The 16,721-nt window shown below is 36.0% G+C and carries 16 protein-coding genes; 7 read left to right on the top strand and 9 right to left on the bottom strand.

The genetic code is table 11. The features are described from left to right. Positions 1-2,374, bottom strand: a 2,374-nt coding sequence (locus ABR854_RS18170) for a M16 family metallopeptidase (RefSeq protein ID WP_350267190.1), incomplete at its 3' end; no start/stop codon positions are given. Positions 2,375-2,471: 97 nt separating this feature from the next. Here ABR854_RS18170 and ABR854_RS18165 point away from each other — a divergent pair. Beyond that, positions 2,472-3,068, top strand: a complete 597-nt coding sequence (locus tag ABR854_RS18165) for a DUF502 domain-containing protein (protein WP_350267188.1) — start codon at positions 2,472-2,474, stop codon at positions 3,066-3,068. Positions 3,069-3,076: 8 nt separating this feature from the next. After that, on the top strand, positions 3,077-3,661 hold the full coding sequence (locus ABR854_RS18160; protein ID WP_350267185.1) for a hypothetical protein: 585 nt from the start codon (positions 3,077-3,079) through the stop codon (positions 3,659-3,661). Here ABR854_RS18160 and ABR854_RS18155 read toward each other — a convergent pair. The 3 genes from ABR854_RS18155 to ABR854_RS18145 are packed head-to-tail and all read right to left on the bottom strand — an operon-like array spanning position 3,653 to position 5,498. Continuing rightward, positions 3,653-4,066 carry a DUF3592 domain-containing protein gene (locus ABR854_RS18155; protein WP_350267183.1) on the bottom strand — a complete coding sequence of 138 codons (414 nt, stop codon included), beginning with the start codon at positions 4,064-4,066 and terminating at the stop codon, positions 3,653-3,655. The two genes, ABR854_RS18160 and ABR854_RS18155, sit on opposite strands and share 9 nt — an antisense overlap. Continuing rightward, positions 4,063-4,503: a DUF3592 domain-containing protein gene (locus tag ABR854_RS18150; RefSeq protein WP_350267181.1), complete on the bottom strand. Its 441-nt coding sequence runs from the start codon at positions 4,501-4,503 to the stop codon at positions 4,063-4,065. Before ABR854_RS18150 ends, ABR854_RS18155 begins: the two co-directional genes overlap by 4 nt. Continuing rightward, positions 4,494-5,498 carry a hypothetical protein gene (locus tag ABR854_RS18145; RefSeq protein WP_350267179.1) on the bottom strand — a complete coding sequence of 335 codons (1,005 nt, stop codon included), beginning with the start codon at positions 5,496-5,498 and terminating at the stop codon, positions 4,494-4,496. The genes ABR854_RS18150 and ABR854_RS18145 overlap by 10 nt, the downstream gene beginning before the upstream one ends. A gap of 179 nt (positions 5,499-5,677) precedes the next feature. On the opposite strand from ABR854_RS18145, the gene ABR854_RS18140 reads away from it, so the two are divergent. Then, on the top strand, positions 5,678-6,922 hold the full coding sequence (locus ABR854_RS18140; protein ID WP_350267177.1) for a 3-phosphoshikimate 1-carboxyvinyltransferase: 1,245 nt from the start codon (positions 5,678-5,680) through the stop codon (positions 6,920-6,922). Positions 6,923-7,028: 106 nt separating this feature from the next. Beyond that, positions 7,029-7,952 carry an aspartate carbamoyltransferase catalytic subunit gene (locus ABR854_RS18135; protein ID WP_350267175.1) on the top strand — a complete coding sequence of 308 codons (924 nt, stop codon included), beginning with the start codon at positions 7,029-7,031 and terminating at the stop codon, positions 7,950-7,952. Between the two features lie 55 nt (positions 7,953-8,007). Here the strand turns inward: ABR854_RS18135 and ABR854_RS18130 are convergent, their stop codons facing one another. Next, on the bottom strand, positions 8,008-8,445 hold the full coding sequence (locus ABR854_RS18130; RefSeq protein ID WP_350267173.1) for a DUF4890 domain-containing protein: 438 nt from the start codon (positions 8,443-8,445) through the stop codon (positions 8,008-8,010). Between the two features lie 126 nt (positions 8,446-8,571). Between ABR854_RS18130 and ABR854_RS18125 the strand changes: the two genes are divergently transcribed. Then, the gene (locus ABR854_RS18125) at positions 8,572-9,072 is read left to right on the top strand and encodes an NADH-quinone oxidoreductase subunit C (RefSeq protein ID WP_350267171.1); all 501 of its coding nucleotides are present in this window, start codon (positions 8,572-8,574) and stop codon (positions 9,070-9,072) included. A 145-nt stretch (positions 9,073-9,217) separates the two neighbouring features. Here the strand turns inward: ABR854_RS18125 and ABR854_RS18120 are convergent, their stop codons facing one another. The 4 genes from ABR854_RS18120 to ABR854_RS18105 all read right to left on the bottom strand — a co-directional run bounded on the left by ABR854_RS18120 (position 9,218) and on the right by ABR854_RS18105 (position 13,466). Then, a complete protein-coding gene (locus tag ABR854_RS18120; RefSeq protein WP_350267169.1) occupies positions 9,218-10,813 on the bottom strand; it encodes a peptide chain release factor 3 in 1,596 nt (531 codons plus the stop codon). Positions 10,814-10,940: 127 nt separating this feature from the next. Then, positions 10,941-11,537, bottom strand: coding sequence for a M949_RS01915 family surface polysaccharide biosynthesis protein (locus ABR854_RS18115; protein ID WP_350267168.1), 597 nt, complete (start codon positions 11,535-11,537; stop codon positions 10,941-10,943). A gap of 4 nt (positions 11,538-11,541) precedes the next feature. Then, entirely contained in the window at positions 11,542-12,396 is an 855-nt protein-coding gene (locus ABR854_RS18110) for a hypothetical protein (protein WP_350267166.1), read from the bottom strand. Positions 12,397-12,422: 26 nt separating this feature from the next. Next, positions 12,423-13,466 carry a glycoside hydrolase family 113 gene (locus tag ABR854_RS18105; RefSeq protein ID WP_350267164.1) on the bottom strand — a complete coding sequence of 348 codons (1,044 nt, stop codon included), beginning with the start codon at positions 13,464-13,466 and terminating at the stop codon, positions 12,423-12,425. Between the two features lie 98 nt (positions 13,467-13,564). On the opposite strand from ABR854_RS18105, the gene ABR854_RS18100 reads away from it, so the two are divergent. Continuing rightward, positions 13,565-13,744 carry a hypothetical protein gene (locus ABR854_RS18100; protein WP_350267162.1) on the top strand — a complete coding sequence of 60 codons (180 nt, stop codon included), beginning with the start codon at positions 13,565-13,567 and terminating at the stop codon, positions 13,742-13,744. Between the two features lie 247 nt (positions 13,745-13,991). After that, positions 13,992-16,604: a TonB-dependent receptor gene (locus ABR854_RS18095; protein WP_350267160.1), complete on the top strand. Its 2,613-nt coding sequence runs from the start codon at positions 13,992-13,994 to the stop codon at positions 16,602-16,604. Positions 16,605-16,721: the final 117 nt, after the last annotated feature.

Raw genomic sequence — 16,721 nt, 5'->3', positions numbered from 1 at the left:
ATTTAATATCTAAAATTTCGGCTAAAGCATCCAAATTTACCATTTCTTCCTCTGTATATCCAAACTCACCATTGAATTGTAAATTTACATTGGCTTTTTCTTCTAAACCTTTAAAGATATTCTTTTCAATTTTTCCTTTTACTTTACTGATTCCCAAATCTTTAAACGATTCCTGACGCTTGGTTGATGGCAATCCGCCAATATATTTTTCAAGTAAAGGTTTAATTTTTTCAACTTCAAAACTGCCAACAAAAACAAAGTTGAAATCACTAAAATCAGCAAAACGCTCTTTGTAAATCTCAAATGCACGGTCGATATTTACTTTGTCAACGTCTTCTGGCTTGGTAGGCATTCTTCTCAAATGATTTTGGTAAATAATAGCATTGAGCGAATCTCCAAAAACTTTTTCAGGCGTTAAAGTTTTGAAAGAGTTTGTGATTAATTCTTTCTCATTTTTTAAGAAATTCTTCACTACTTCGTCGTCTCGGCGAGGTTGAGTTACATAAGCGTACATCAATTGTAGGGCAGTTTCTAAATCTTTTGGTGTGGTGTTACCACCAAGACCTTCGGTTAGCTCGCTAACGTAGGTATAAACTTGGGCAACTTTTCCTGCCAGTGCTTTTTCGAGTTGGGTATCTGATAATTTACTAACACCACCTTGTGCAACCAACGTCGATGAAATATCGGCTGAGTAATAATCGGCATCGCTATACAACGAAGTTCCTCCTTTACTACTTGCCGAAAACACAATTTGGTCGTTTTTGAAAGTTGTTGGTTTGAGTGCTACTTTCACACCATTTCCAAAAACTAATTCTGTTACACCGATTTCTTCAATTTTTTTCTCCGAAACTACTTTTGTTCCTTCGGGTATTTTCTCCAAAATTGGTGTCAAAACTGCCTCATCTTCGTAAGGTTTCAAGTTCGGATTTTTGTAAGCGATCAATTCTTTCAATTTTTCCTCATTTGGTAACTTTTCTTTATCCTTCTCCGAACCTACAATCAACCCAACTCGATTATCTTCTTTGATTACTTTTCCTGAAATAGCATTGATTTCTTCGAGTGTAATTCCTTCAAGGTATTTTTGAGCAAATTCGTATCTAAAATATGCATCAGTAAATGAAGTTCCTTGTAAATAGTTTTGCACCATTCCATTCACAAAAACGGCTGATTTAGTTTTATCTTTTTCTTTAAACCCTTTTTCAACGCCAACCATATATTCTTTCTTTGCACGCTCCAATTCGCCTTTCGTGAAGCCAAAACGTTTGATGCGTTCTTGTTCGTCAATAATCGCTTTGATGGCTGCTTCCATTCCATCGGCATTTTTTGGTAGAACGATGGTTTGAAAAACATCTAATCCACCGAGAAATGGACTATATCCCATGATTCCAAACACAAATGGGGCATTTGGCTTTTTAGATGCTTCTTGCAGACGTGTACCAATCATTTGGTTGAAAAGGTTCTCGGCAATGTCGGTTCGATAATCGGCTTGTGTAAGTGTTTTTTCTCTCGGTAAACGAGCAAACATTTGGAAAGTAGATTGCGGAATTTCCTTATCCAGAATTTGATACGTTTGAGTTCCTATCGAGGCTGGAATTGTATAAACAGTGCGTTTAGGTGCATTTTTTGGGGATTTTATCTCCGAAAACTTTGTTGTAATTAAATTTTCAACTTGGGCAGCATCAAAATCTCCAACCGCTACGACTGCCATTAATTCTGGGCGATACCAGTCCTTGTAGAATTTTACAATCTCTTCAGCGGGGAAAGTACTGATAATGTCGGTTTTGCCAATTGGCAGACGTCTCGCATAAATCGAATTATTAAATAATATCGGCAATAATTTTTGTTGAATACGTGATTGTGCATTTTTTCCTCTCGAACGTTCTTCTTCCAAAATAATACCACGTTCTTTGTTGATTTCGGCGGTGTCGAGGGTTGCAAAGTTCGACCAGTCTGCTAAAATTTGAAAAGCTCTTTCAAATAATTTGGCCGAATCGGTTGGTACTTGAAGTTGATAAATTGTTTCATCGAAACTTGTGGATGCATTTAAATCTGCTCCGAATTTCATACCTGATTTTTGCAGGAAATTTACAAGTTCATTTTTCGGAAAATTTTTAGTGCCATTAAAGTTCATGTGTTCCAAAAAGTGAGCAAGACCTTGTTGGGCATCAGTTTCCAATACTGAACCTGCGTTTACCACTAAGCGTAACTCCATTCGGTTTTTTGGTTCGGCATTTTTAAGAATGTAATATTTCAATCCGTTTTTCAACGTTCCGACTTTTACGGCAGGATTATTGGGAATTGGAATAGTAAGTTTTTGTGCGAAAATTTGCGTTGAAATAGCAAAAATGAGAAAAAGGTGGATGATTCTTTTCATGAATAAACGGTTTTGTTTTGTGTTTAGAAAAACTTTTAACGGTGTGAAAATGTTGTTGTTATTGTAAAACGTGCCAATATATCTAAAATTTTTGAATATGCCCGAAAGAACTATACTTAGTCGATTACTTTCATACTTTGTAAGAGGACTACTATTTGTTGCACCAATTGGTTTTACAATTTTTATCCTTTTAGGTGCATTCGATTTTGTCGATAATATCATCAGGATTCGTATCCCAACTGAAGATCCCAACCGTGACCTCATTATTCCTGGTCTTGGTTCGCTGATTGTTATACTTGGAACGATGATAACGGGTTTCACTTTTTCGGTGCTTTTGCCACAAACAATTCAAAATCTCATCGAAAATGCTATCGGTCATTTACCTTTGGTGCGTATTTTTTACTTTGCTTTCAAAGATCTGATTTCGGCTTTTGTGGGCGACAAACGAAAATTTACACAAGCAGCCATCGTTTTGATTAACAAAGAAGCGGGTGTGCATAAAATAGGTTTCATCACACAAAATGATTTATCGAATTTGGGCGTTAGTAATATGGTAGCGGTCTATTTTCCGCATAGCTATGCTTTTTCGGGAGAATTGATGCTCGTACCAAAAGAAAATGTACAAATGCTTGATATGCCAAGTGCCGAAGTAATGAAATTGATTGTTTCGGGTGGTGTATCGGTTAAAGAATAAAGATAAATATGCTACAAAAATACTGCACGCTGGTTCTATTTTTAGTTGTTTGTTCAACAATTTTTGCCCAAGACTTTCACCATCGACAAGCCGAATCGGTAGAGGAATTACTTTATAAAAAAGACCGAAATAAAGCTCTTGCGTTGTTCAATAAAGAAAAATTTTTGGTGGTTGAAAATCTACGAACAAACCAGCGAAATCGCTATTTTGTGGGCGATTTACTGAGTTTCAAAACCAAAGACGGTTTTGTATTTGCCGATGATATTTACGAAGTAAAAGATTCGTCGTTTGTGGTTACGGCACTCAACGAAACTACCAGTCGCTACGAATACGTAGAAATAAAACTGAATGAAGTAACTCGAATTTATAAGAGACCCAAACGAAAAGTTGGTTTTGGTTGGCAATCATTTTCGCCTTTCGGCTATTTAGTTTTTGAATGGGTTGCCTGGGGTGTTTCTCCATTGCAAAATAATAAATGGCCAATAGCGGCAGCATTGACAGTCGCCCAACCGCTATTTACAGTTGTTTCTAACCAGTTTCGGAGTAGAAGAATTACTGAAAACTATCGACTGCGAGTTTTTCAGTCATTTTGATGGCCACCAAAATACTTTGATGCAAACCAACGAAACGACAATGAAAATTACACCTAAAAATCCAAAAATGAGTATCAAGAAATAGTCTTGACTCAGACGTGCATCTTCAGCATTTATCGGAGAATAATAAATTTCAACTTCATCGCCGACCGAATAGCTCGAAGGCCTTGAATAGACATTATGGTAGTAAAAATGTTGCTGTTGATTCTTGTCAAAATATTCAACAATTGGTGCTTTACTGCCTTTCCTGCTTATTTGTAAATCTACTACTTTACCTGTAGTTTTTATGGCGGTTTCTACAAAATCGCTTTGTTTTTTGTAAAAAAATAGAGCTAATGCACTAAATAGGATTCCTATTGAGAGAAATACAATTACTACATATTTGACTGGGTCGTTATTTTTCATAAGGCTTTTGTTTTGCTTTTAAATCCTAAGCCAAGAGTCAGGAATATTACACCAAAAAATAATAAAATCCCCATTGCGATAAAACTATAACCTAAGCTGACATCTGTTGGATTAGCTGGATTATAATATATTTTTATCACTTCTCCTCGGCGATAAATTGATGGTTTTGTTCCTTCTGTGTGCTGATATTCGTGCCTGACATTATCAGGAGTGAAATATTCAATGGTTGGATATGCTAAACTTCTGTAATTTGAAGTTTCAAACCTTATTACTTTTCCTGTTGTTTCTTTACTTTTTGCAAAAAATAGCGATTGGCTGATGAAGATGAACAAAGTAATGCCAATAAATGTCAAACCAACCATTAAAAAGACATTGGCAAAATTCTTCTCCCAAAATGTTTTTGGTTTCTTTGTGTAGGCTGGTAGGCTCATCTCCATGGTGCTTTTTGATAATATGAAACATAAGTATCACCATCAATCACAATCATTGGGTCACCGTTTTTAGGATGATTCCGTTTTTCAAACGAATAGACTTTATAACCTTCCGCCTGCGACTGTACGTGAATTCGATTACCCTCTAAACGCCAAGTTCCTCGGTCTGCACTTTGGCTCGACGAACCACCATAACCACCGCCACCGTAGCCACTTATTGAGCCTTCGGCATAATATTCGTAGCTTCCATTACCATTAATAACGATACATCTACTACTGCTACTACTACTCGAATAGGTTGATGAAGCATTTACCCAACACCATTTACCCACAATACTTTGGTCGATTCCTCCACCTGTGTTAGTACCATAAGTGCTTGATTGAGAGTTAGTTGTACTGCCTCGCTGCATAACTACATTCACTCCTCCGCCAATAAGTGTCAGATAATTACCATTGACTGAAAAATTGAAAATCGTTGTGCCTGTATTATCTGATGTTGTAAGGGTATTTCCCGAAACCGAATACCGAAATGGGTTTCCGTTATAAATTCCAGTTTTATCGTTTTTGAAAGTGACAGTTTCTCCATTTACTGACCATACACCTAACAAATTAGCTGGAGTATTTCCATTTGTTTGTGTGGTGTTTGCATTAGAATTTGTTGGATTTGAAGGAGTTAAGGTTGTTGAACTTGTTCCTTTTGAAAATGTTATCGGTGCGTCTAAATCACCGCCTGAGAGTATGAGTTTATTGTTTTGGAGTAGATATTTATAAACAGTAGTTTCGCCATCTTGCTTAACAGATAGAGTGGATGCAGAACTCGTGTAAGTAATCTTTTCACCGTCGAAATTACCGCTACCATCGGTGTTGAGTTCTAAGACCATTGTAAAACCAAATTCATTATTGCTCCATTTACCAGTTAATTGTGGTTTGGAACTTTGCACTTTTGAGCCAATTTGAGCGAAAGCACAGGCAGAGAGAAGAATTAAAATTAATGTTTTCATGTTGAAGTTCTATAAAGTTAGTTTTACGGAATACACTACTTTAAAATTTCTGATAGTAAAGATAAAAAATAAAATTTACTATTTTAAAAAGTGGGTTTTAATTTAAAACCATTTTTTTGCCCTACATTTTAAGAGTTTATTTTTATCTTTGCGACCGAATACAGAACCAAAGTAAATTAATGGATAAGATACTCCTCCGTAAAAGCACCAACCCATTCGACGTAAAAATAGCCTTAGCTTCTTCAAAATCAGAAAGCAATCGAGCGTTAATCATCAATGCCTTGGCAAAAGATAATAGCGAAAATTTATTGAATCTTTCTACGGCACGAGATACTCAAACAATGATTCGTTTGTTGAAATCAACTGACCAAACGGCTGATGTAATTGATGCAGGAACAACGATGCGATTCTTGACAGCATATTTTACAGCAACTAATCAAAATAAAATAATGACTGGCACGCCACGTATGTGTGAGCGTCCAATCGGCATTTTGGTTGATGCACTTCGTACGCTTGGAGCAGAAATTGAGTATCTGAATAAAGAAGGGTATCCGCCATTGCAGATTAAAGGTTTTGCCAAACAAAAATCGAGCGAAGTAACTATTCGTGGCGATGTGAGTAGCCAATATATTTCAGCTTTGTTAATGATTGCTCCAACGTTACCGCAAGGATTAACTATTAATCTGACTGGCGATTTAGGCTCAATTCCATATATCAAAATGACACTTGAGCAAATGAAAGCTTTTGGTGTAAATTATGAAGCAAATTGGGAGGCAAAAACGCTTAAAGTATTGCCAAGTTCTTATCAGTCAACTACTTATAAAGTTGAATCTGATTGGTCAGGAGCGAGTTATTGGTATAGTATTGTAGCACTTTCTGAGTTTGAAAATACGCAAGTAGAATTGCTTGGTTTGAAAGAAAATTCATTACAAGGAGATAGTGATATTGTGAATATTATGAGCCATTTGGGTGTAAAAAGTACATTTACAGCCGATGGTGTTTTATTGACCAAAATTCCTGCTGAAAAGACCTTAAATTGGGATTTTACAAACTGCCCTGACCTTGCTCAAACAGTGGCCGTCACTTGTGCTGCTAAGGGAATTGAAGCCACATTTACGGGTATCGAAAGTCTGAAAATTAAAGAAACTGACCGAGTTTTGGCTCTTCAAAACGAACTAAAGAAATTTGGTGGAGATTTGATTGAAGTTGAAAAAAATACTATTTATAGTGTAAAAAGTACGCTTCCATTAACCATTAATAATTTACCATTAACCATCGCAACTTACGATGACCACCGTATGGCGATGGCGTTTGCACCGTTGGCAATGCTGACAGATGTGACAATCGAAGAACCAAACGTAGTAGTGAAATCTTACCCAAGTTTTTGGACGGACATAAAAAAAGTGTTAAGTGTAGAACATTGAATTTAGAGTTGATATATGAGTAAGCTAAAAATTGAAAAAAACTCATAATTCAGAACTCAGAACTCAGAACTCTTTTTACCTTTGTAAAATCTTTTTCAAATACACAATGCAATCAATTAGTACAAAGCATCTACTCGGAATAAAAGACCTTACGGCCAACGACATTAATCTGATTTTAGAAACAGCTAAAGAATTTAAAGACGTTATCAACCGACCGATTAAAAAAGTTCCTTCTCTGCGTGATGTAACGATTGCCAATGTTTTTTTTGAAAATTCTACTCGTACCCGACTTTCCTTTGAATTAGCCGAAAAACGCCTCTCGGCTGATGTTGTAAACTTCTCAGCATCAGGTAGTTCGGTGAAAAAAGGAGAGACTCTACTTGATACAGTCAATAATATTTTGGCCATGAAAGTGGATATGGTCGTGATGCGACACAGCAGCCCAGGAGCTCCACATTATTTATCGAAACACATCAAAGCCAATATAGTAAATGCTGGAGACGGTACGCACGAACACCCAACTCAAGCTTTACTCGATGCATTTTCGATGCAAGAAAAAATCGGAGATTTGGCAGGAAAGAAAATTGCAATCATTGGCGATATTCTTCACTCACGAGTAGCTTTATCTAATATTTTTTGTTTACAGAAACTCGGTGCAGAAGTAATGGTTTGTGGACCAAATACACTTCTGCCAAAATATATCAGAGAAATTGGCGTAAAAGTTGAGCATAATGTTCAGAATGCCCTTCAATGGTGCGATGTGGCAAATGTGCTTCGTATCCAGCTCGAACGCCAGCAAATCAAGTATTTTCCTTCGTTAAGAGAATATTCTTTGTATTTTGGTATCAACAAAAAGATGCTTGATGGTTTGAATAAAGAAATTGTATTGATGCACCCTGGCCCAATCAATAGAGGTGTTGAACTAACATCTGATGCCGCCGATTCGCATCATTCAATCATTCTCGACCAAGTAGAAAACGGTGTTGCAGTAAGAATGGCCGTACTTTATTTATTGGCTCAACAAAATTGATATGTCATTTTGTAGGAACGTCCAATTTGGACGTTCCTACGGAAAAAATTGAAAATTATCTTCTACCTCTTCTTTCTTTTCTTCCTTCTTGCATTTCGGCTTTGCGTTTTTCTTGCTCTTCTTTAAATTTCTTTAATTGCTCAGGTGTAAGCACCGACTCGTATTTTTTGTTCAAATCTTGGTGATTTGCTTTCATTTTTTCACGAGTAGCCTGCATTTCAGCTTTGTGTGCGGCACGTAACTCTTCTTGTTTTTTTGCTTGCTCAATATTGATCGCTAAAACCTTTTTGTATTGTTCATCCGAAAGGTTTAGATTTTTCTGCATACGTTTTGCATAGACTTCTGCACGCTCTTCGGCAGTGAATCTTCCGCCTTGTCTTTGTCCTCTCTTTTCATGTTGAGGTCTTTCTTTATGAGCTGGTTTTGCATCTTGTGCAATTGTAGAGAAACCAATTCCTGCGATTAATAGCGTTACCAAAATTCCTTTTTTCATTGTAATAAATTTGTTTTAATAATGAACACTTATGCAGATTAGAGTGAATAATAAGACAATAGTTTAAGCATACTCTGAACAAAAACTGCTATTTTTGTTTAAATTAACATTTTTTAAGAAATCGAAATGAGCTTTAGTGAGATTAAAGAATTGATAATCAATATGTTTGGTGATGAAGTTATTTTGAAAGAAGATATAATTTCACTTCAGCATAGTATAACAATACCCAACGAACGCTTACTCGAAGTGTGTCAGTTTCTGCACGTTCAGCCCAAACTTTATTTTGATTTTTTGGCTTGTATTACAGGAATCGATAATGGCCCGACGATAGGAACTGTTGAAGTTGTTTATCATTTAACTTCAATTCCCTATGAGCATAATTTTGTGCTGAAAGTTGAAGTACCTCGGAATCAGGAGGGTGAACCCTTACCAAAAGTTTACTCACTCACGCCAATTTGGAAAACTGCCGATTGGCACGAAAGGGAAGCATTTGATTTAGTAGGAATTGATTTTATCGGACATCCCGATTTGAGAAGAATTTTATTGCCAGCCGATTGGGAAGGGCATCCACTCCGAAAAGATTATCAAGAACAAGAAATTTATCACGGAATAAAAGTGAAGTATTAATACAACGAAACCCGATTTTAATCGGGTTTTATAGATATAATTTCCTTTGTTCCTTTTGCCGGCGATTTTAATCGGTTAAAAACAAATGAGTCACAGCTAATCAAAATAGGTGTGACTCATTAATTTTAAGGTAGAAATAAAGGCATTAATACTGCAATGCAGTTTTAAATTCCGAAGTAGTATGAAACTGAATATCGGGATTATTTTGAATGTTCATGCGAAGAATCCAATCAGTTTCTGCCAAAAATACAGGGTTTTGGTCTTTATCGTAGGCAATAAAATTGCTTTTCAGACGAATAAATTCTGCTAATTTGACTTTATCTTCACAGGTTATCCAACAAGCTTTTGAGTAGGGGCGATGTTCAAACACACAACTTGCCGAATATTCATTCAATAAACGGTGCTGAATTACCTCAAATTGAAGTTCTCCAACTGTTCCGATAATTTTTCTGTTACCAGGTTGAATCGTAAATAATTGAGCCACACCTTCATCGGTTAATTGTTGTACACCTTTCTCCAATTGCTTCGATTTCATAGGGTCTTTGTTGATAACCTCTTTGAAAATCTCTGGCGAAAAACTCGGAATTCCAGTAAATTGTAATTCTTCACCTTCAGTCAAGGTATCTCCGATTTTAAAAGTTCCAGTATCGTATAAACCGATTACATCGCCAGGGTAGGCATCTTCTACAACATCTTTTCTATCAGCCAAAAATGCAAATGGACTTGCAAAACGCATCTCTTTGTTCAATCTTACGTGTTTGTAGAATTTTCCTCGGTTAAATTCTCCGCTACAAATTCTTAAAAAAGCAATTCTATCACGGTGGCGTGGGTCGATATTTGCGTGTATTTTGAATACAAAACCACTAAATTTATTTTCATCTGGCTCGACCATGCGTTTATCGGTCATGCGATGCACTGGCAATGGCGAAACATCACAGAATGTATTCAATAATTCCATAACACCGAAATTACTTACGGCACTTCCGAAAAATACTGGTGCTAAATCGCCATTGAGATAGGCTTCTTTATCGAAAGTATCGTAGATTCCATCAATCAATTCAACATCTTCACGCAATTGAGCGGCATCTTTTGCTCCAACTTTTTGGTCTAAAACCTCAGATTCTAACTCAATTACATCAATATCATCTTCTAAGCGGGTTTTATTGATGGCGAAGTGATTCATTTTCTTTTCGAGCAAATGATATACTCCTTTGAAATTTGAACCACCATTTACTGGCCAAGTGATTGGACGAACTCGTAAACTCAATTTCTGCTCCAGTTCATCTAATAAATCAAATGGATTTTGTCCTTCACGGTCCATTTTATTTACGAAAATGATAACAGGAGTTTTACGCATTCGGCAAACCTCCATTAACCTTTCGGTTTGCTCTTCTACACCTTTTACGCAGTCAATTACCAAAATTACGCTATCCACAGCCGTAAGCGTGCGGTAAGTATCTTCCGCAAAATCTTTGTGACCAGGTGTATCAAGGATATTGATTTTTAAGGCTCGGTATTCAAAAGTCATTACCGAGGTTGCCACCGAAATACCACGTTGCTTTTCGATTTCCATAAAGTCAGAGGTCGTTGACTTCTTGATTTTATTTGATTTTACAGCACCCGCAGTCTGAATTGCACCACCAAAAAGTAGTAGTTTTTCGGTCAAAGTGGTTTTTCCTGCATCGGGGTGGGCAATGATGGCGAATGTACGGCGTTTGTGTAACTCTTCAGTAAATGACATTTTTGAATCTTAATTTTTAAAACGAGTGCAAAATTAGTCAAAAAAAATGAAAAAACGTCGGCAATGTTTAAACCCGCAGTGGAACTGCTTGCCGACGTTTTATACTCGCTGACTTTTCATATTTGAATCAAAACTCAGGAGCAAATTTGTCCCATAGTTTATTGGCTTGGTCTTGAATGGGTTTGGAGAGTTTATTAAATGAGCCATCGGGATATTTTTCGTGTAAAGTGCCCATGCCTCTCGGAATTGTGTTACCTCTGATGGCAGCTTTGTTGCCATTTTCAATGACCATTAATTTTAATGTGATAGGGCTAACATCGCTTCGACAGCCAAGTTTATACATGAAAGTAATTTCCGCATATTTATTCTTGTCTAAATCAGTAATTCTAAGAGATTCAGTCAGAAATTGCAAATCATTATCAAATTCACAATGGTCTTCCTTGTCGGTAATTTGTCTAAGCAAAACAAGCTCTTTGTTACTTTTTTCGATGTAATGCTGCACCAGAATTGCCTTTGTTTCCCATTCGTCTGACCTGTTTTGTAGAGTGGTGGCTACTAAATAATTTTTACCATTTTTATCTTCAAATTGTAGTGCTTTATCTACGATTGCCTCGTCTGATACAATTTTTCGGAGAATAGATGGTTCAATACTTTTGGTTGCTATTTGTTGTGAAAAACTACTGAAACTAAGTAAAAAACTAAAAATGACGCTTATTTTTTTCATGGTTTTATAATGCCCCCCAATATCTTGAGGCTTCTCTTATGGTTTCAAATGTATTTTTGTTAGCTTTTGCATATTCAATGTTTGCTCCTTCTGCACCAGCCCATTCTGTTATGATTTCTAATTCACCTGATTTATTACGGAATACCGCCAAAATTTTAATAGCATCGTTCGGAAATTCTCCGCCATCATCTACTCGCCAAGTTGAGCCTTCATCATATTTGGCTGGATAATCTTTAAAAATATAAGATTTACCTCCAATTACTAAACTGGCCAGCACACTATCTTGCTTTTTCTCAAAAATAACAATAAATGCACTTTCTGCACCTACATCAGCAATTTTCCAAGCTTCTTTTATTTTTCGCTTACGCTCAGCTTCTATTTTTACTTTATTTGCAGCATCGATTGCTTTTGGGGTAGGTAGAGATTTAACAAGAATAGGTTGATGAGTATTTAAAAAAGCGTCATTGAAAAGCACAACACTTAGGTCTGTGCTTACTTTGTTATTATTTGTTAAAGACATCACCTGTCCAGCACAATTCTTAAAATTTGTTGGAACAAGATTGACGCCACTTTCATTGCCTTTTTGGCTTGCTTCGAAAGTTACATCGCTTACATTTCCTTGATAATCAATGCTTTTATTGATGTTTTTTCCAATAATATCTTCTTCAAATGCTAAAATCTTTGTCCCATTTTCATTACTAAATCCAAAGGTTAGAATTTCATCAGTAGTTTTTTGAGTTTGAGCAGAAGCCGTTGCAACAGTATCTGCATTTGCTTTAACTTGAGTTTCGTTTGTTTCTTTTTTTGATTGACATGCACTTAAAATTGCAATCAATGAGGCATAAATAATGGGTTTCATATAATTCATAAATGGGTGATTTTCAACTAATTATTCTTAAAATATTCTTTCAAAACGATTTCGCCAACCTTACCTTGTGGGGTATATTTATCTCTGAATTTATGTTTTTTACCCTCTTCATTTTCTCGTTTCATATCAGGAAACCATTTCCATATAAAACATCCTGCTAACCAACTTTCCTTCCACACTTCTTCAAAAAAAGCCTTATAAGCATCGGCTTGGAGTGCATCATTATCGGGGTGTTTTGAGTATGACTCCCACGGTCTTTGTGTAGTAAAATCGGTACTTTGATAGCCAATTTCTGTGAAAAGTATAGGTTTTTGGATTTTTCTACTGAATTTTTCGAGGTCTGTGCGGTGTTTGTCCCAACCTTTTTTGATATTTTCCAATGAAGGAGATTTTTCGTCTGCCAATGGGAAATAACCATCTACACCCACAAAATCGAGTTCTGTCCAAAAAGGTACTTTATCGTAGCAATCCCAGTTTTCGGCGTAGGTCAGTTTTCCTTTATAAACACCTCGAATGTCCTTGATGATTTTATGCCAAAAATCAGGTCGTTTTTCAACAAAATTCTTAAATTCGGTAGCAATGCAATAGATTTCTACTTTGGTCGAATCGGCAACTTTGGCAAAATCCAGTAGGTATTCGCCAAAAGATCTTTCAAAAGTCTGCCATTCGGCCTCAGTTTTGAAATCTAAATCGCCAGTAAAAGTACTTCCCGAATTACTTTGTATCCAAGCGTGGGGTTTTAGCATCACTTTTAAGCCTTTTTCGTGGGCCATTCGCACACATTCACTCACACCTTTCGGAGACTCGCCCCACCAATGTCCGTCTGAAGATTTGTTATATCTAAATTCTGGACTACCATCACGAGTAAAGCCATAAGGCGTAAGAGCCACCCATTCGGCATGAACATTTTTTACATTTTCAAATTCAGTGGCTTCGATTTCTCTCGGCGGTGCAACGAAGCAAACGCCTTTTAGTTTTGACTCCTCAAAAACTACGGCTTTGTTTTGACAGCCAAAACTTCCAAGGAGGATAATATAATAAAGGAAATATTTTTTGAGCATTTTTACAGGTCGAGAAATTGAAAAAAGTTGAATATTTGTTATAAAATTGAGAAATAGTCGATAGTTTTGCAAATAAACTTTTCCTTAATCGAAAAAGAATGACTTTTGAAGAATATTTGATTACCAAAAAAATTGATGCCGAAAAATTCAAAAAATCTGAAGCTCAAAGATTTGATGAATGGAAATATTTATTTGCTCAAATGCACGCTGAAAGTTTTACTTCACAAAAGAAATTCTTAATTAATTCCACTCGAAGAAAATACCAAATTGAAAAGTAGCTTATTTTCATTTTTCTCATTTTTTGTATTTTTTTCACTTCTCACTGCCACTCATCACAATTTTGCATTTTTCATGTCTATTATTAAGAGCCATTCGTCTACTCTTTTCAACCGATTGTAAATTATCTAAATCATTTGGTACTAAATTTAGTTTTTCAAGGGTAAATAAGCATTAATTTTGTACTTATTCAAGATTTGAAGAATTTTAAATTGTGCTGTTATAAATACTATTTTAAAAAATCAACTAATGAAAAAACTGAATTTACTTTTATTATTAATTATTGGAAGTGCTTGTGTTACTTTTGCCCAATTTCCAGGTGGTGGCGGAGGTGGTGGTATGCGTATGGGTGGAGGCGGTTTTCCTGGAATGAATCAGCAGCAACCACAAATTCCACAAGAAGAAATTCCAAGAGGTTCTGCTAAAATCTCTGGTAAATTGATTGATTCTACAACTAATAAGGCCGTAGAGTTTGCATCGGTAGCTGTTTATGACAAAAACAATAAAGTAGTTGATGGTGCAATGACCGATATGAATGGTGCATTTACTGTCAAAAACTTAGCAAAAGGGACTTATAAAGTTGTGGGTTCATTTATTGGCTACAAAAATGCGGTTTTAGCTAAAGTTGAAATCAAGGCAAACAAAGAAGAAGTCAATGTTGGAAATATGTTGATGTCAACCGATACAAAAGTTTTGGCTGAGGTAACGGTTACAGGTCAGGCATCTTTAATTGAAGATAAAGTTGACCGTTTGGTTTATAATGCAGACAAAGATATCACGAGTAAAGGTGGAACTGCCGAAGACGTTTTACGTAAAGTTCCAATGCTTACGGTTGATATGGACGGAAACGTGCAAATGCGTGGAAGTGGTAATATCAAGGTGTTGATTAATAACAAGCCTTCGAGTATTTTAGCTACTAATGTGGCCGATGCAATCAAGCAAATTCCTGCTGATATGATTAAACAAGTTGAGGTAATTACTTCACCATCAGCCAAATATGATGCTGAAGGTACGGCTGGTATCATCAATATCATTACAAAGAAAAACAACCTTCAAGGTTTGACAGGTTTTGTGAATGCTGGTGCTGGCTGGCGTGGAGCGAATGCTTTTGGTAATGTAAACTTACGCAAAAAGAAGGTTGGTGTAGCATTGAATTTTGGTGGAAACAGCTCATACAACACACCAAGTGATGGTTCTACCAATCGTGTTTCGTCGGTCAGAGGTGTTGAAACTGTTTTCAAACAAAGTGATGAAAATGATGTGAGACGTTTGTTTGCCAATTCTCAACTCACGCTTGATTATGATATCAATGCTAAAAATTCAATGAGTTTGAGTGCAAGATATGGTAGTGGAGGTTTTAATACAACTGGTTTACAAACAAGTTTGTTAAATACTGTATCGGGTACAATTTTGCAACAATTTGCTCAAGAATCGAAAAATATTCGTAACAATCAAAGCATTGATGTTGACTTTAACTACACGAAGACTTTCAAAGAGCAAGGACACGAGTTGGCTTTTTTAGCTCAACATGGCCGTAATGTGAGAGTAACAGAATTTATAAACTCCCGTAATAGTGTACCATTCAACAAAAGTAATAATGATGGTATCAATGGCGAGACAACTTTTCAAATGGATTACACCTATCCATTTAAGAAAAATATCTTTGAAGTTGGAGCGAAATACATCATCCGTGATGTAACGAGTGAGTTTGATTTCTTTAACTGGGATGCTTCAACGAGTGCTTACATCATTCAAGCTAATAGAACCAATAATTTTAGTTATGACCAAGATGTAGCAGCAGCTTATTCGACTTTTACGATTGCTTTACCTAAAAAATGGGGTATTAAAGCTGGGGTTCGTTATGAAAATACGCAGATTACTGCTAAATTCCAGACTTCAGATAGCAAAATTACGATTCCTGCTTACGAGAATGTTATTCCAAGTTTGTCGGTTTCTAAAGATTTTCCAAAAAATCATAAAGTAAGAGCAAGTTATACACAGCGTATTCAACGTCCATCACTTGAATTCTTGAATCCATTCGTAAACTACGCTGACCCTCTGAATATTTCGTATGGTAACCCATTATTAAAACCTGAATTAAGCCATAGTTTTGAATTGAATTATAGTACTTATTTCAAAGCAAATTCAATCAATGTTTCATTATTTAGAAGATTTACCGACAATAATATCACAAGTGTAAGGTCGGTAAATGAACAAGGTATCGTAACCTCAACTTTTGATAATATCGGAAAAACTAATTTCTATGGTGGTAGTATTTTCGTGAATTTACAACCAACTAAGAATCTCCGTTTGGGTGGTGGTACAAACATTACCAATAACTTATTGAATGGTTCGATATTAATTCCAATTCTGGATGCTGCAACAAATACTTATAAAAATACAGTTGTAGAAATTTCAAATGAGGGTTGGAATGCTAATGTTAACTTCAATGCTTCATATACTTTTACTAAAGGTTGGGGAGCTCAAGCATTTGGTTTCATGGGTAGTCGTCAGATTCAATTACAAGGTTATCAAGGGGCATTCCGTTTCTATAATTTAGGTGTGAAAAAAGACTTCAAAAACAAAAAAGGAAGTTTCAATATTGGTCTGGACAATCCGTTTACGAAAGCACTTAAAATTTCGAGCGAGTCAAGCGACCCTACTTTCAAAACGACTAACATACGTAATGTTTACAATCGTGGTATTCGTTTCTCAATCAATTATATGTTTGGTAAAATGGATTTCAGCGGAGGAAATATGTTCCGTAGTAAGAAGAAAGTAAGTAATGATGATGCAAAAGCTGGTGAAGGAGATGGTGTAACTACTCAACAACCAGCTGGTGGTGGTGGTCGTCCAAGATAATTTTAGCAAAATTATACTTCAACAATAGATTTATAGTACTCAAAAGCCATGCTCATTGCATGGCTTTTTGCTTTTGAAGGATAAAATTATATTTTTGCTATTACTTCATCATTAAAC

The sequence above is a fragment of the Emticicia sp. W12TSBA100-4 genome (genome assembly GCF_040253585.1).
Lineage (GTDB): Bacteria > Bacteroidota > Bacteroidia > Cytophagales > Spirosomataceae > Emticicia.
The sequence above is the reverse complement of the archived record's forward strand: the minus strand, read 5'-3'. Positions and strand labels throughout refer to the sequence as shown.

Coding starts and splice junctions, on each gene's coding strand:
- ABR854_RS18165 (WP_350267188.1), top strand. CDS start 2,472: ATGCCCGAAAGAACTATACTTAGTCGATTACTTTCATACTTTGTAAGA.
- ABR854_RS18160 (WP_350267185.1), top strand. CDS start 3,077: ATGCTACAAAAATACTGCACGCTGGTTCTATTTTTAGTTGTTTGTTCA.
- ABR854_RS18105 (WP_350267164.1), bottom strand. CDS start 13,466: ATGCTCAAAAAATATTTCCTTTATTATATTATCCTCCTTGGAAGTTTT.
- ABR854_RS18140 (WP_350267177.1), top strand. CDS start 5,678: ATGGATAAGATACTCCTCCGTAAAAGCACCAACCCATTCGACGTAAAA.
- ABR854_RS18130 (WP_350267173.1), bottom strand. CDS start 8,445: ATGAAAAAAGGAATTTTGGTAACGCTATTAATCGCAGGAATTGGTTTC.
- ABR854_RS18100 (WP_350267162.1), top strand. CDS start 13,565: ATGACTTTTGAAGAATATTTGATTACCAAAAAAATTGATGCCGAAAAA.
- ABR854_RS18155 (WP_350267183.1), bottom strand. CDS start 4,066: ATGAAAAATAACGACCCAGTCAAATATGTAGTAATTGTATTTCTCTCA.
- ABR854_RS18145 (WP_350267179.1), bottom strand. CDS start 5,498: ATGAAAACATTAATTTTAATTCTTCTCTCTGCCTGTGCTTTCGCTCAA.
- ABR854_RS18110 (WP_350267166.1), bottom strand. CDS start 12,396: ATGAAACCCATTATTTATGCCTCATTGATTGCAATTTTAAGTGCATGT.
- ABR854_RS18120 (WP_350267169.1), bottom strand. CDS start 10,813: ATGTCATTTACTGAAGAGTTACACAAACGCCGTACATTCGCCATCATT.
- ABR854_RS18150 (WP_350267181.1), bottom strand. CDS start 4,503: ATGGAGATGAGCCTACCAGCCTACACAAAGAAACCAAAAACATTTTGG.
- ABR854_RS18115 (WP_350267168.1), bottom strand. CDS start 11,537: ATGAAAAAAATAAGCGTCATTTTTAGTTTTTTACTTAGTTTCAGTAGT.
- ABR854_RS18095 (WP_350267160.1), top strand. CDS start 13,992: ATGAAAAAACTGAATTTACTTTTATTATTAATTATTGGAAGTGCTTGT.
- ABR854_RS18125 (WP_350267171.1), top strand. CDS start 8,572: ATGAGCTTTAGTGAGATTAAAGAATTGATAATCAATATGTTTGGTGAT.
- ABR854_RS18135 (WP_350267175.1), top strand. CDS start 7,029: ATGCAATCAATTAGTACAAAGCATCTACTCGGAATAAAAGACCTTACG.